Origin of the sequence: Paenibacillus sp. FSL R5-0490 (assembly GCF_001956215.1) — a bacterium.
In the GTDB taxonomy this organism is placed as follows: domain Bacteria; phylum Bacillota; class Bacilli; order Bacillales; family Cytobacillaceae; genus Cytobacillus.
Genome location: NZ_MRTQ01000008.1, coordinates 86,869 through 100,920 on the forward strand (window position 1 = coordinate 86,869; position 14,052 = coordinate 100,920).

The window sequence follows — 14,052 nt, forward strand, 5'->3', positions numbered from 1 at the left end:
TTCTATAATTAAGCTATAAAAGAAAGGATGATTACACGTGACTGTACTTGAAGCCAAAAAAATTCATAAAAGCTACGGCAATAAATTTAATAGGCAGGAAGTATTAAAAGGAATTGATATGAAGATTGAAACGGGTGAATTTGTAAGCATTATGGGCGCTTCCGGTTCAGGGAAGACCACACTTCTCAATGTGCTCTCTTCTATTGACAGTGCAAGCGGCGGAGAAATCAACATTGAAGGAAAAGAAATGACAAGACTGAAGGAAAAACAGCTCGCTGAGTTCCGCAAGAGGCATCTCGGATTTATTTTTCAGGAATATAATCTGCTGGATACATTGACAGTGAAGGAAAATATCCTTCTTCCCCTTTCCATCAGCAAAACACCAAAAAAAGAGGCAGATGAAAAGTTTGCAGCGGTGGCGGCAGAGCTTGGCATTTTAGAGTTAAAGGATAAATATCCAAACGAAATTTCCGGCGGGCAAAAGCAGCGGACTTCTGCAGCTCGTGCGTTTATCCATGAGCCAAGCATTATTTTCGCTGATGAGCCGACAGGCGCGCTCGATTCGAAATCAGCATCAGACTTATTAAATAAGTTAAGTGATTTAAATGAGAAAAGGAAAGCAACAATCATCATGGTCACCCATGATCCAGTAGCAGCCAGCTTCTGCAGCCGGGTTATTTTCATTAAGGATGGTCAGATCTATACACAGCTAAATAAGGGTGATCAATCAAGACAGGCTTTTTTCAAGGATATTATGAAAACACAGGGCGTTTTGGGCGGTGTGCAGCATGAGCATTAATACCATCATCCTCCGCAATCTGAAAAAGAATCTGAAACATTATTATCTCTATGTTTTCGCGCTTGTTTTCAGTGTCGCGCTCTATTTCGCCTTTGTCACCCTTCAATATGATCCATCAATGTCTGAAGCAAAGGGGTCTATTAAAGGGGCGGCTGCCATCAAGACGGCGTCCATCCTGCTCGTGGCGATCGTTTCCATCTTTCTTCTGTATGCCAATACGATTTTTATCAAAAGGCGAAGCAAAGAAATCGGTCTTTTTCAGCTGATCGGTATGACAAAGAACGAGATTTTCAGATTGCTTAGCCTGGAAAATCTCATGCTGTATTTTGGTTCCTTGATCATTGGGATTTTTATCGGCTTTTCGGTTTCGAAATTGATACTAATGGTTCTTTTTAAATTGACAGGTGTTGAAGGAATAGCATCCTTGCACTTTTCAAGTGAGGCGCTTGTGCAGACTGTCATCGTCTTTACGGTAATTTATGTTTTCATCATGCTGATGAACTTTATATTTATCAAAAGACAAACCATACTATCATTATTCAGGGTGGTTTCGATTTCTGAAGGAACAGTCAAAAAGCTGTCCATCTGGGAAATGATCTTGGGCGCGCTTGGCTTAGCCTTAATCATAGCAGGCTATTATGTGTCTTCCCTTTTATTTGGAGGGGATTTCACATCAACGAACCAGCTGTTTATGGCGATGGTGTTCATCCTTGCTTCCGTTATCATTGGAACCTATCTTTTCTATAAAGGATCGGTCAGCTTTATCGCAAGCCTGATCCGCAAAAGAAAAGATGGATACCTGAATGTTAATGAAGTTCTTTCATTGTCCTCCATCATGTTCCGCATGAAGTCGAGTGCCCTGCTTTTAACAATAATTACAACTGTGTCCGCCCTTGCGATCGGGCTGCTGTCATTAAGCTATATTTCTTACTACTCAGCGGAAAAGTCAGCTCAGGATAGTCTCCCTTCCCACTTTTCATTCACAAGCCGGGAGGATGCAGAAAAGTATACCGACAGGCTTGAGGAAAAGGGATTAGACTATAAGGAACATAGCATGGAAGTATTACAGGTGGAAGCCAATATGAAGGACATCCTGGATGTCAACCTGAATGAAATGGGTTTTGATTCGCCAAACATGCATCTGCCTGTTGTAAGCGAAAAGTCCATTTCCGGCGTGGAGCTTTCCCCGAAAGAAACTGTTCTGACAGGATATAATGATGCCCTGCAGAAGTTCATGACGCTCAAGGAATCAGGAAATCTTGAATTTAAAGGAAAAACAAAAACCATTGAACAAAAATATTTGGGATTGAATAAAGACTTTGTCATCCCGTTTTATTTTACATCAGGCGGACTGCCCGTGGCCATTGTGGATGAAAAGGTGTTTGAAGAGCTGAAAGCTGACCTTAATCCAGAGATCCAGCTGGTGCATTCACTTTCCATCGGAGTGGATATGAAAAAGGACAGCGATATCGAAAAAGCCAATACACTTTTTAAAGAGATGGAATTCGGCATAGGTGCAGAGTCTCAGATGGAAATGAGCAATAGGCAGAAAATGAATATGGGGCTGATTATGTTTATTGTCGGCTTTCTCGGCTTGACCTTCCTTGTCACTTCGGGCTGCATCCTTTATTTCAAGCAAATGGATCAGAGTGAGGAAGAAAAGCCAAATTACACAATCCTGCGGAAGCTTGGTTTTACAAAGGGAGACCTGCTGCGCGGGATTCAATCCAAAATGGCCTTCAACTTTGGAATACCGCTGGTGGTCGGCCTTCTGCACAGCTACTTTGCCGTCAAATCCGGCTGGTTCTTCTTCGGCAGTGAGCTTTGGATGCCGATGATCCTGGTTATGGTTCTTTACACCGTTCTTTATTCGATTTTCGGAATACTGTCTGTGATGTATTCAAAAAAAGTGATAAAGGATGCACTTTAGGACGGAAAAACCGCTCAGGTATGATGGCCTGAGCGGTTTTTCTGTGTTGGAATTTGGATTCGTTATCGATTAGCAGAGGTTGTTTGCGGGTTATCTGCGTCTATATGCAAGTTTTCCTAGTTTATTTGCAAAATGGCCAGTGCTTGTTTTTCGAACTTCTCTTTATTTGCAGGTCTTCCCACTCTATTTGCAGGTTTTCCATTTTATTTGCAGGTTTGCCCAGGCTATTTGCAAATTACCTTACTTATTTGCAATTTCTTCATCTCTATTTGCAAATTACCTCATAAGGGTCCGATTTTTTAGCATCTCGTTTCAATCGCTGTGATTCAACAATTAACTTATCCAGTTCCTGGCTTAATTTCAAGGTCTCTATATCTGTTAGCCCCTTCGAATAAATGCATTGGATCATTGCCTGCCTGGTCTGTTCAATTGCGTTAGTTAAATCCATTCCGTTATCCTTCCAGCAAGGGTATACGGGATTTATACCTTTTTACCAGCTCGAGGTTATGCTGTTCTGCTCCATCTACATTACCGCTTTTAAAAATGGGCGGTTCGAACCCGTTTTCAATCATCACTTCCACTGCTTCCACCATCAGGCTGTTTACAATTGCAAAGCCAATAATAGATGAGGCGGAGCCGAAACTAATCCCCATAGCTGGGTGCTGCATCAATGCGTCCCCTGGCTCGATATGATTGTCAATCGCCAGGTCCACTGATGAAAACAGATACTTTCCGTGTTTATGGCGGGAGGACTGCGTTTCAGCATAGCTCGGGGAAGTAATTCCTATCACGAATGCTCCGCTGGCTTTTGAAATTTCAGCTACATCCACCGGTACTGGATTCCTGCCTGAAGTGGATGCCACAATCACAACATCATTCGGCCGGATATCCGCATTCCCCATAAATCCCCCTGCAAAATCATTTTCTTTTTCTAAAGAAGAAGAACGGACTGCTCCTTTATGCAGCATTAAATCCTCAACAAAAATGGGTTTGATGGGGGCAAGCCCCCCTGCACGGTAAAACAGTTCTTCCCCTAGCATATGTGAATGCCCGCAGCCAAACACATGTATAATTCCATTGTTTTGGATACACTCAGCCAATGCACGGGCTGCTTTTTTCATTTTTTGACTTTCTTCTTTTTCCACAATAGACAATAATTCTTTTATGTCATTTAGATATTTCTCCAGCATATTTCCTACCCCATTTATACCCTGACTTTGGATGCGCTTAGTGCTGCTTCGTCTGCAATCACTTTTACATTCGGATGATTTCTTAATACTGATGCAGGAAACTGCTCATTAACTCCATTTCCAAGAAGCTGCCCAATGGCATCGGCTTTTGCTTCACCTGAAGCAAGCAGGAGAATCTCCCTGCTCTGCATGATCGTAGCGATTCCCATGGTAATGGCTTGGGTCGGCACCTCTTCAATCGTATTAAAAAACCTGGCATTGGCTTTAATAGTGGAATCTGCTAAATCAACAATATGAGTTTTAGATGAAAACGACGTGCCAGGCTCATTAAAGCCAATGTGTCCATTATTGCCGATTCCCAAAATTTGCAAATCAATGCCGCCATGGTTTTTAAGCTTACTCTCATAATTTCGGCATTCTGCTGCCAAATCCTCGGCCGTACCGCTTGGGACAAAAGTATTTTCCTTACCAATATCGAGATGGTTAAATAATTGAGAATCCATAAAATATCGGTAGCTTTGCGGGTTTTCTCCGGAAAGACCGATATACTCATCCAAATTAAAGGTTGTCACCTTTTTATATGATGTTCCGTTATCCTTATAATCTTCAATCAATCGTTTATATGTTCCCACAGGTGTGCTCCCGGTTGCCAATCCGAACGTCGCTTCAGGAAATTGGCGTACCTTCCTGATGATGTACTCCGCTGCGGTTTTACTCATTTCTTCATAGTTGTTTACTTTGATGATCTCCATCATGAGTTCCTCCCTGCAAAAAAGCTGAATAAGAATATATTTGCACTAATGAAGGCAAAATATTGGAATCAATTATACCCATTTATACTTCTTATCGTACCACCACAAAGTATAGTTGTCTATACCAATTTAAGCACTAAAGAAAACCTTATTTTAAAATGTAATACCTTTTTCTTTTGAAAATGGTATAGACAACTATATTTATATTTTGGTATGATTACGACAGTTTAGTAAAACGCTTTCTTATTCATTATTTTTTATTAAGGAGAGATCAATATGTTAGGATTCTTACAACGAATTGGTAAGGCATTAATGCTTCCGATTGCTGTCCTGCCTGCCGCTGGTCTTTTGCTCCGCTTTGGACAAGATGATTTATTGGGTATTCCGTTCATCGCCAATGCCGGCAATGCCATTTTCTCGAACCTGGCACTTATATTTGCCATTGGGGTTGCGATGGGATTTGCGAAGGATAATAATGGGGCTGCTGCCCTTTCCGGTGCCATCGGTTTTCTGGTGCTGACCGAGGGTGCAATTGCCATCGATGAAAATATCAATATGGGAGTACTCGGCGGTATTATTGCCGGTATTATAGCCGGATTATTATATAACCGCTTCCATGATATCAAGCTTCCGGATTGGCTTGGATTCTTTAGCGGACGCCGCTTCGTTCCGATTATTACATCCGTCACCATGATTCTTCTGGCTGCCATCGCAGGGTTTGCCTGGCCGCCAATCCAGGGTGCAATCGATGCATTGGGCAACTGGATTATTGGTCTTGGCGCTTTGGGATCAGGTATATTCGGCTTTATGAACCGCCTATTAATTCCATTGGGTCTGCATCATGTGTTGAACAGTTTATTCTGGTTCCAGTTCGGCGAATTTGAAGGAGTTAATGGAGATATTGCCCGATTCTTCGCAGGAGATCCATCAGCTGGAGCTTACATGACTGGATTCTTCCCTGTGATGATGTTCGGTCTGCCGGCTGCTGCCTTTGCGATCATTGCAACTGCTAAGCCTGAAAAAAGAAAAGCGGTTTCCGGAATGTTCATCGGTCTTGCGCTGACTTCATTCCTGACTGGTATTACAGAGCCGATCGAGTTCTCCTTTATGTTTATCGCACCTCTATTATATGGAGTGCATGCCATCTTAACCGGGGTTTCCATGTGGGTAACATCCTTACTTGGCATACGGGATGGATTCACATTTTCAGCAGGCGCGCTAGATTTTGCACTGAACTTTAATATCGCTGAAAAGCCGATGCTGCTATTGGGAATTGGCGTCATCTACGCTATTCTGTACTTTGTTATCTTCTATGCACTCATTAAAGCATTAGACCTGAAAACACCAGGCCGTGAAGAGGACGAAGATATCGTGGAAGATGAAGATGAACCTGTATCATCAGGCAATAACAAGTACGAAGTCATGGCCAGCCATTTTATTAAAGATATTGGCGGTGCTGACAACATCACTAGCATTGATAACTGTGCGACACGCCTGCGCTTAACCATTGCTGATATGGAAAAAGTGAAGGAAAGCGCACTGAAAGCACATGGTGCAAAAGGAATCATGAAATTAAGCAAAACGAATCTGCAGATCATTGTTGGAACAGACGTTGAGTTTGTTGCAGATGAGATGAAGAAAATAAAGAAGTAATTGACTGAAAAACAGTGTCCGATGCGGACACTGTTTTTTTATTAGATCAGCTTAATATTAGACGGAAGCTTTGCCGTGCAGAGTATATCAAGCTCTTTTAAGCGCATTAAATTATAAGAAGACCCCTCCATCAGCAATAGATCGGCAAATGCCGGATGGCACATGACTTCCACCGTTTCCCCGTCTTCAGCCTTTTCTGCAAGAGTAATGAAATAGTCTTCCTGAATGCCATCTCCGTAAAAATCCAATAAGCACCTGTCCGTATGGCTCTTAACCCCTTCAAGCGCAAAATCGCCATTTACTCTGAAAGGGAGACCGTACTTTTTGGACAGGTATTGTACTACTGGAAGAAACTCATCCCGTGTATGAACATGGTGATGACTATCCAGGTGGGAAGGGATAAGACCTGCCCCGATAAACCGGTCAATTTGTGCAGACCACTCCCGCTCCAGTTCTTCAAGAGAGATTCCCGCTAAATCCCCCTGAGATCTGAAGTATCCATCTTTTTTAGTTAAGGTTATGCTATCTGATAATAACGGCTTCCCGCATGTAAGGACTAAATGGACGCCAGTTCGTAACCCCGGATATTGATTCGCCATAGCCAGGGCCTGCACGGTTCCGGCCATGTTCATCATCATGGTGGCGGAATTGACAATTCCATATAAATAGCTGTGCAAAATTCCATAATTCACGCCGGGACTATATCCAAAATCATCTGCATTGACGATGAGGTTTATCATATTTAGAGGCCTCCGGTTAAATAGATGCAAGGCAGCCTGAAAATAATGCTGCCCTGCAAAATTTTATTGAAATTGCGGCAAATAGGAACGATGGGCTTCGAGCATTTCATCAAGTATTTTTTTAGCTATCTTGTCGGAACTCACCAGCGGATTAATCGTCAGCGCCAGAAGAGCAGTATTGTAATCACCCGTCAGGGCCGCTTCTATGGTCACCCTTTCGAAGGATTTAATGGATTGTACCAGCCCTCTGACTGCTACTGGAAGTTCCCCGACCGCTATTGGCTTCGGTCCGTCTTTCGTTATCATGCAGCTGACTTCCACGGCTGAATCTGACGGAAGGCCAGCAATAGCACCATTATTCCGGGTGTTAACCGGCTGTATATCCCTTTTATCTGTATAAATCGAGTGAATGAGTCTGCATGCTGCATCACTGTAATAAGCCCCTCCCCTTTTTTCCAGCTGGGGAGGCTTTTCAGCAAGATCCGGATTCTGATATAACTGGAATAGCTCTTCCTCCAGCTTTTTAACCACTTCGGCCCGGGTTCCTCCTTCTGATGCGGCTTTGATTTCTTCTTCCACCATTTCGCGCGTCTTATAGTAGTAATTATGGTAAGGACATGGAAGCAGATTTAATGCCTGCAGAAATTCAGGTTCCCAACCCATCGCATGGATGTTTTTCATTGTGATCGATTTTTCTTTGTCTGTAAGCTTCTTCATCAGCTCATCCTTGACGCTTACTCCATCGATATAGACATCAAGTCCGTAGACAAGATGATTGAGTCCTGCAAAGTCAATGCTGACTCTGCTGTGATTCACATTCATTAACTGTGCTGCCCCCATCTCCATTCCAATCGGCACATTGCATAAACCTACTACTTTTTTAATATTGCTGTATCGCAGGACTGCTTCTGTAATCATTCCTGCCGGATTGGTAAAATTGATGAGCCATGCATTGGGGCACAATACTTCCATTTCGCGGCAGATCTCCATTATGACCGGAATGGTTCTGAGTGCCTTAAAGAATCCTCCCGGGCCATTGGTTTCCTGGCCCAGGACTCCATATTTCAGCGGAATTCTCTCGTCTTTCGCTCTTGCATCCAGAAGACCGACACGGAATTGAGTTGTAACAAAATCGGCATTTTCAAGCGCTTCATTCCTATTTAAAGTGAGGTGAATCTGGATAGGAACTCCGGCTTTTTCTACCATCCGCTTTGCCAATTGCCCGACAATCTCCAGCTTATTTCGTCCTTCCTCCACATCCACAAGCCAAATTTCCCTGACAGGCAGTTCCTGCTGTCTTTTGATAAAGCCCTCGATTAATTCAGGTGTATAGCTTGAACCTCCGCCAATTACGGCTATTTTAATACTATCTGGTTGCTGTGCCATTCTGTTACCTCTCTTAGTCTAGTTTCTTGTATAAGTCAATGAATTCCTGTGCCATGTCTTTGACAGTGAGTGCATTCATCAAATGATCCTGGGCATGGACAAGAATGATGGGCAGATTGAATTGAACTCCGGAAGCCTCGCCCTGAATTAACTCCGTTTGATGTCTGTGTGCCAGCACAAATTCCTCCTCGGCTTCCCGGATTTTAGCTTCCGCATCTTCGAACTTGCCTGCCTTTGCTTCCCGGATGGATTCCATTGCCAGACTTCTGGCATTCCCGCTGTGCAATATAAGCTGAAATGATATTTGATAGAGCTTTTCTTTATCCATTTCTTAACCCGCCTAACCTTGAATTGTTGGTGACTGTTCCGGCTGCATCTGCTTCTGCTTCTTTTCATCCATTTTTCCTGTTATATAGACAAATGGAAGATAAATGACTATAGAAATCGCTAAATTCACAAGTGCTAGTACTGCACCGGAGATATGTCCTCCTGTAGCAAGATAACCGCCAATTCCTGCAGGCGTCACCCAAGGGATGCTTGCCACAACGACCGGATAAACAAGGCCCCATTTTATAGCAAGATATGCTACTACAGTCATAATGACAGGTGCCGAAATAAACGGTATTAGCCAGATTGGATTTAACACGATCGGAAGACCGAATAATAATGGTTCATTGATTTGGAAGATTCCAGGCGGCGTACCCAATGCCAGCAATTGCTTGTGCCTCTTTCGTCCTGCAATAAACATGGCAATGATAAGGCCCAGCGTTGCCCCGGAGCCGCCAAGATATACGAAGGCATCCAGGAAAGGACCTGCCATAATGGCATACTGATCCAGATCCGTCACTCCCTGAGCATATAAATCGGTGTTTTTGGTTCCGAGAGATGTAAATAATGGCGTAGTAACACCCCCAAGAATGTTAGGCCCATGAAGGCCAACCGACCAAAAACCATGGACAAGAAAGACAATAAGGATCGCAAATGGCAGTGAATCGGCAGCATTTGTCAATGGTGCTACAAGGGTTGTATTCAGCCAGTCATTCAAAAATTCCCCATCTGTCATTTTTCTGAACAGAAGACCAGCCACTCCGAATACAAAAATCGTCAGCATGCCCGGCACCAATTTGGCAAAAGCCCCTGAAACGGCAGGAGGAACTCCATCCGGAAGTTTGATAATAAAGGCTTTCACCTTTGTAAGACGGATAAATAATTCAGTTGCAAGAAGAGCTACTACAATCCCGGTAAATAGAGCTGTAGCGTTAAAATACCCATAGCCAATGAACCCCCAGACACCTTCTGTTTCCGGCACCTGGCCTACTTGAGGAACTAAGAGGAAGAAACAGGCTGCGGCAACCAGCATTGCCTCAAAACCATCATCCCCATAGGATTTGGCAAGCCTGTGGGAAATGCCAAACACGGCGAAAATGGTTAAGAAAGCAAAGGTGCCCCACCAGATATCTCCGCCCAGTGTTTTCCAGGATTCGCCGAAAATACTTTCCATTAGCCTGCCGTACGGCTTAATGATTTCCCCGAGATTATTAAATAGAACAGCAAACGATCCCACCATTGTGATGGCAATCATCCCGATCAAGGCATCCCGGATAGCAAGCAAATGTCTGTTATTGCCGAATTTCATAGCGTAAGGCATGATATATTTCTCAATAAACGTCATCATCACTATTCACCCTTTATCAATGAGATAGCCTGCTTTAATACTTCCTCTCCATTGCATAAGCCATAATGCATCGGGTTTATGGGTGCTACAGGAATTCTGCCTCCTGCCTCCTTCTTCAGCTGCTCGGTCATAAACCGAATCTGCGGTCCAAGCAGCAGGACATCTGCCGAATCAATATGATTTCTAACCTCTCCGTTGCCAACAGCCCAAATTTTACAGTCGATCCCCTGGCTTTCAGCACTTGCCTGCATTTTTGTCACTAGAAGACTAGTAGACATTCCAGCCGAACAGCATAACAAAATATTCATGATTGACCCCCTTTTCTCTGTAAGTGATTTCAAATAAATAAAATAATTGCTTAACCTAATAGTACCATCGATAAAGGCAGATAATTCAGTCAATTTAAATCAAAGATATTCCTTTTTTGAAGTCATCACCTCCTTTTACTACCTTATGCTTGAAATTAATTGTAATTACAAATATTTTATTTTTCAATACATTTTTAAAATTTGTTATTACAAATAATTTTATAATTGATATGACAATATGTTCTATGGAATAATAGATAGAAGAACAAAGTAGGAGGAACGGGTATGAAAGACGGTTTCACCGAGGAAAGTGCCCTGCACTTAAAGGTTAAAGATAGCATTCTTGAGCTTATCAGAAACGGAGAATACAAACCGGATACCAAATTGCCGACAGAAGCGGAGTTTTGTGAAAAATACGGAGTCAGCCGGACAACTATTAGAACAGCACTCCAGCAGCTGAGCACAGAAGGCCATATTTACCGCCAGCAAGGCAGAGGCACATTTGTATCAAGCAATAAAGTAAAGCAGCGCCTGACTTCTACAGTCGAAAACTTTTCAAAGCAAATGGCGATGCAGGGAAAGAACCCGCTCATAAAAGTCATAAACCTGGAAGTCATCCCTGCCGACTCCTTCTTAGCAGATGTCTTTGACCTGTCAGAAGGTGATCCGGTTAATGTTCTCGAACGGATCAGGTATGCAGATGAAGAGCCCCTTCAATATGAAAAAGCCTTCCTGCCATGGAAAAAGACCCCCAGCTTGAACCGGCAGGCCTGTGAAAAATCCTTATACCATTTGCTGCAGACTCAATACAACTTAAAAATCAAAAAGACAGTGGAACACTTAGAAATCGGGTTCCCCGAAGAAGAAATTAGTGAACTCCTAAAAATCAAACCTGAAACACCGTGTTTCTCTCTTGAGACTTATGCTTATATCGATGATGGAAGCTTAATCGAGTATTCCAAAACGATGTTCCGCGGGGATTATGCTCATTTTATTATTGAGCGGAATTATGATTAAAGAATCGCAGATTTATGTGGGTATTCTCTTGTTGGTGGAGAAGGCGGTGATGGCTGTTATGGCTGTGACACCGTGGACCGCTTTTTGGTTCTTCTGTGATTGGAGGTTAGCAAGGTTCGGACTCTGCCAGCTAGGTTTCCGCTTTCTGTGTCAGAAGTTACTCCGGGTTCGGACTCTGCGAGCGACATTTCTCGCTTCTGTGTCAGAAGTTGCTCCGGGTTCGGACTCTGCGAGCGACATTTCTCGCTTCTGTGTCAGAAGTTGCTCCGGGTTCGGACTCTGACAACGACATTTCTCATTTTTGTGTCAGAAGTTGCTCCAGGTTCGGACTCTGACAACGACTTTTCTGATTAAGTCCATATAATTGTGTAAAAAGAAAGAGTCATTTTATTCACTCTTGGCAACACTGTTTTCTACCACAGAAAAATTAGTGAAAAGAGGAATAGTAATGACTCAAGTACAGTTTAACCTGAATGTTGATGTTTTAAAAGAAGCTATTGTAAATTCCAATCTGGATATGGTCATTAAATCAGCCGTTGTGTTGGTACTAAATGAGTTTATGGAAAAGGAAAGGGATGACTATTTAAAGGCTGCCCCTTATGAACGCGCTGTTGAACGCCGTGACTACCGGAACGGTTATTATGAACGTGAACTGTTGATGAGTATCGGAAATATAACCCTAAAGGTTCCACGGACACGTAATGGCGAGTTCTCAACTACTGTTTTTGAGAAGTATTCACGATGTGACCAGGCTCTGGTCCTCTCAATGGTGGAGATGGTTGTCAATGGCGTTTCAACGAGGAAAGTGACCAACATTGTAGAACAGCTTTGTGGTAAGAATGTGTCCAAATCGTTTGTTTCATCTCTTACACACAAGCTTGATCCCATTGTGAATGAATGGGCCGGTCGGCCCCTGAATACAAGCTACTACCCTTATGTTTTTGCCGACGCCATGTATATAAAGGTCCGTGAGCACAATCGTGTCGTATCCAAGGCTGTTTATATTGCGACAGCCATTGCAGAGAATAACACCCGTGAAATACTTGGCCTAAATGTTGACCATGCGGAAAGTTACGAAAGCTGGAGCCGTTTTTTTCAACAGCTTAAATCACGCGGCCTCCAATCACCAAAACTACTGATCTCGGATGCTCACCAAGGGCTTCAGAAAGCCATTCAACGTGAATTTATCGGGACGGCCTGGCAAAGATGCAATGTCCATTTCAAACGGAATATCCTTGGGAAATTACCCAAAAAGGATACAGCCGAAATCCGCATGATGATTAAGAGGATATTTGAAGCAGTTACGATTGAGGACATACGCCAGTTCAAGGATGAATTGATGAAGCGATTTAGTAATGAGGCGAGATTTGAAAATGCGCTTGCCATCTTGGATGATGGTTTCGAAGATACCATTCAGTATATGAATTTTCCTGAACATATCCGAATCCATATCCGAAGTACCAACTCATTGGAACGGCTTAATCAGGAGGTTCGCAGGAGGGAAAGAGTGATTCGTATTTTCCCCAATTCTCAATCAGCGTACCGTTTGGTTGGCGCAATTCTGATGCATTACCATGAGTCAGATTACTTAAAGAGGAAATCTTTAATGGGTGGCAGGCTAAAGTAGTCGTATTTTAAGCTTCACTTCCATCATGGATGATTACATCTCCGGAAAGGGATGTCAAATTGAAAACCATTTGACATCCCTTCCCGGAGATGAAAAAAAAAATCCATGGAAGCTTCGCTAAAAAAATAAAAGGGTTTGGTTGAAAACACTTGCCATTGATTTTACACAATAACCAGGACTTGACTACTTTTCTCATTTCTGTGTCAGAAGTTGACCCGGGTTCGGACTCTGACAACGACTTTTCTCATTTTTGTGTCAGAAGTTGCTCCAGGTTTGGACTCTGCGAGCGCCATTTCTCATTTCTGTGTCAGAAGTTGCTCCAGGTTCGGACTCTGCCGACGCGGGTTCCGCTTTTTCTGTCCGAAGTTAACCCAACTTCCAACTCTATTAAACTTATTTCCCCAGTTTCAGTCCTAATACGGTATAAGCGGAATAAAACGGACTAGAATGATTGCCTCTTTTTGTACCACTCCATCGCCTTTATCTCAATTTCCTGCACCAGTGCTTCCTTCCCTTTTATATAAGAATCGATGTCAAAGGGAAACTGTTTCGCTAACTCAAATTTCAAGGTTCCATATTGTTTTGCGTCTTCTCCGTTTTCCCTTAGGTAATCACGAAAAGCAAGATGGCGCGTGATTTCATGACTCCCTTTTTCATAGATATGGACATGATGTGTCCGCTGATTTCCACCTTTTTGAAAATACCGCCGGCCAGGCAGTCCGTATTCTCCACGGGGCTCATAACCCAGTGAAATCATTTCCGTATTAAAGCGGTCAACCCTCTCAATATCTTTTACGACAGGCATTATATCAATGACGGGCTTTGCTGCCAGACCAGGAACCGAAGTGCTCCCAAAATGGTGAATGGCCCGAATTTCTTCTTGAAAAATGGTCTTGATTAACTCTGACTCACTTTGAAATTTATATTCCCAATCAGGATTATAGCGGGTAACAGTCACTTTCCTTGTCATATTCT

Annotated in this window: 14 protein-coding genes; 5 read left to right on the forward strand and 9 right to left on the reverse strand. The window is 43.0% G+C overall.

Annotated features, from left to right (window positions below):
• Window positions 1–37 precede the first annotated feature (37 nt).
• Together BK139_RS08320 and BK139_RS08325 are read left to right on the forward strand one after the other, a co-directional pair.
• Window positions 38–799, forward strand: a complete 762-nt coding sequence (locus BK139_RS08320) for an ABC transporter ATP-binding protein (RefSeq protein ID WP_076257884.1) — start codon at window positions 38–40, stop codon at window positions 797–799.
• Window positions 789–2,729 (forward strand): ABC transporter permease, encoded by a 1,941-nt coding sequence (locus BK139_RS08325; protein ID WP_076257885.1) that lies wholly within the window; start codon window positions 789–791, stop codon window positions 2,727–2,729. The genes BK139_RS08320 and BK139_RS08325 overlap by 11 nt, the downstream gene beginning before the upstream one ends.
• 265 nt (window positions 2,730–2,994) lie before the next feature.
• Here the strand turns inward: BK139_RS08325 and BK139_RS08330 are convergent, their stop codons facing one another.
• From BK139_RS08330 to nagB, 3 genes are read right to left on the reverse strand one after another with little or no spacing between them, the layout of a single operon-like run.
• A complete protein-coding gene (locus BK139_RS08330; RefSeq protein ID WP_286148280.1) occupies window positions 2,995–3,177 on the reverse strand; it encodes an aspartyl-phosphate phosphatase Spo0E family protein in 183 nt (60 codons plus the stop codon).
• Window positions 3,178–3,181: 4 nt separating this feature from the next.
• Window positions 3,182–3,919 (reverse strand): SIS domain-containing protein, encoded by a 738-nt coding sequence (locus tag BK139_RS08335; protein WP_076257886.1) that lies wholly within the window; start codon window positions 3,917–3,919, stop codon window positions 3,182–3,184.
• A 14-nt stretch (window positions 3,920–3,933) separates the two neighbouring features.
• On the reverse strand, window positions 3,934–4,671 hold the full coding sequence (gene nagB, locus BK139_RS08340) for a glucosamine-6-phosphate deaminase (RefSeq protein ID WP_076257887.1): 738 nt from the start codon (window positions 4,669–4,671) through the stop codon (window positions 3,934–3,936).
• Between the two features lie 276 nt (window positions 4,672–4,947).
• On the opposite strand from nagB, the gene nagE reads away from it, so the two are divergent.
• Entirely contained in the window at window positions 4,948–6,324 is a 1,377-nt protein-coding gene (gene nagE / locus BK139_RS08345) for an N-acetylglucosamine-specific PTS transporter subunit IIBC (RefSeq protein ID WP_076257888.1), read from the forward strand.
• 41 nt (window positions 6,325–6,365) lie between these two features.
• Here nagE and chbG read toward each other — a convergent pair whose 3' ends face one another.
• The 5 genes from chbG to BK139_RS08370 form a co-directional block, all read right to left on the reverse strand.
• Window positions 6,366–7,064, reverse strand: a complete 699-nt coding sequence (gene chbG, locus BK139_RS08350) for a chitin disaccharide deacetylase (protein ID WP_076257889.1) — start codon at window positions 7,062–7,064, stop codon at window positions 6,366–6,368.
• Between the two features lie 63 nt (window positions 7,065–7,127).
• A complete protein-coding gene (locus tag BK139_RS08355; RefSeq protein WP_076257890.1) occupies window positions 7,128–8,450 on the reverse strand; it encodes a 6-phospho-beta-glucosidase in 1,323 nt (440 codons plus the stop codon).
• A gap of 13 nt (window positions 8,451–8,463) precedes the next feature.
• The gene (locus BK139_RS08360; protein ID WP_076257891.1) at window positions 8,464–8,778 is read right to left on the reverse strand and encodes a PTS sugar transporter subunit IIA; all 315 of its coding nucleotides are present in this window, start codon (window positions 8,776–8,778) and stop codon (window positions 8,464–8,466) included.
• Window positions 8,779–8,790: 12 nt separating this feature from the next.
• A complete protein-coding gene (locus BK139_RS08365; protein ID WP_076257892.1) occupies window positions 8,791–10,125 on the reverse strand; it encodes a PTS sugar transporter subunit IIC in 1,335 nt (444 codons plus the stop codon).
• 2 nt (window positions 10,126–10,127) lie between these two features.
• The gene (locus BK139_RS08370) at window positions 10,128–10,433 is read right to left on the reverse strand and encodes a PTS sugar transporter subunit IIB (RefSeq protein ID WP_076257893.1); all 306 of its coding nucleotides are present in this window, start codon (window positions 10,431–10,433) and stop codon (window positions 10,128–10,130) included.
• Window positions 10,434–10,718: 285 nt separating this feature from the next.
• On the opposite strand from BK139_RS08370, the gene BK139_RS08375 reads away from it, so the two are divergent.
• Window positions 10,719–11,450 carry a GntR family transcriptional regulator gene (locus BK139_RS08375; RefSeq protein WP_076257894.1) on the forward strand — a complete coding sequence of 244 codons (732 nt, stop codon included), beginning with the start codon at window positions 10,719–10,721 and terminating at the stop codon, window positions 11,448–11,450.
• A gap of 448 nt (window positions 11,451–11,898) precedes the next feature.
• The gene (locus tag BK139_RS08380) at window positions 11,899–13,077 is read left to right on the forward strand and encodes an IS256 family transposase (RefSeq protein ID WP_076257895.1); all 1,179 of its coding nucleotides are present in this window, start codon (window positions 11,899–11,901) and stop codon (window positions 13,075–13,077) included.
• Between the two features lie 442 nt (window positions 13,078–13,519).
• On the opposite strand, the gene BK139_RS08390 is transcribed toward BK139_RS08380, so the two are convergent.
• Window positions 13,520–14,047 carry a GrpB family protein gene (locus BK139_RS08390; protein WP_076257897.1) on the reverse strand — a complete coding sequence of 176 codons (528 nt, stop codon included), beginning with the start codon at window positions 14,045–14,047 and terminating at the stop codon, window positions 13,520–13,522.
• Between the last annotated feature and the right edge of the window lie 5 nt (window positions 14,048–14,052).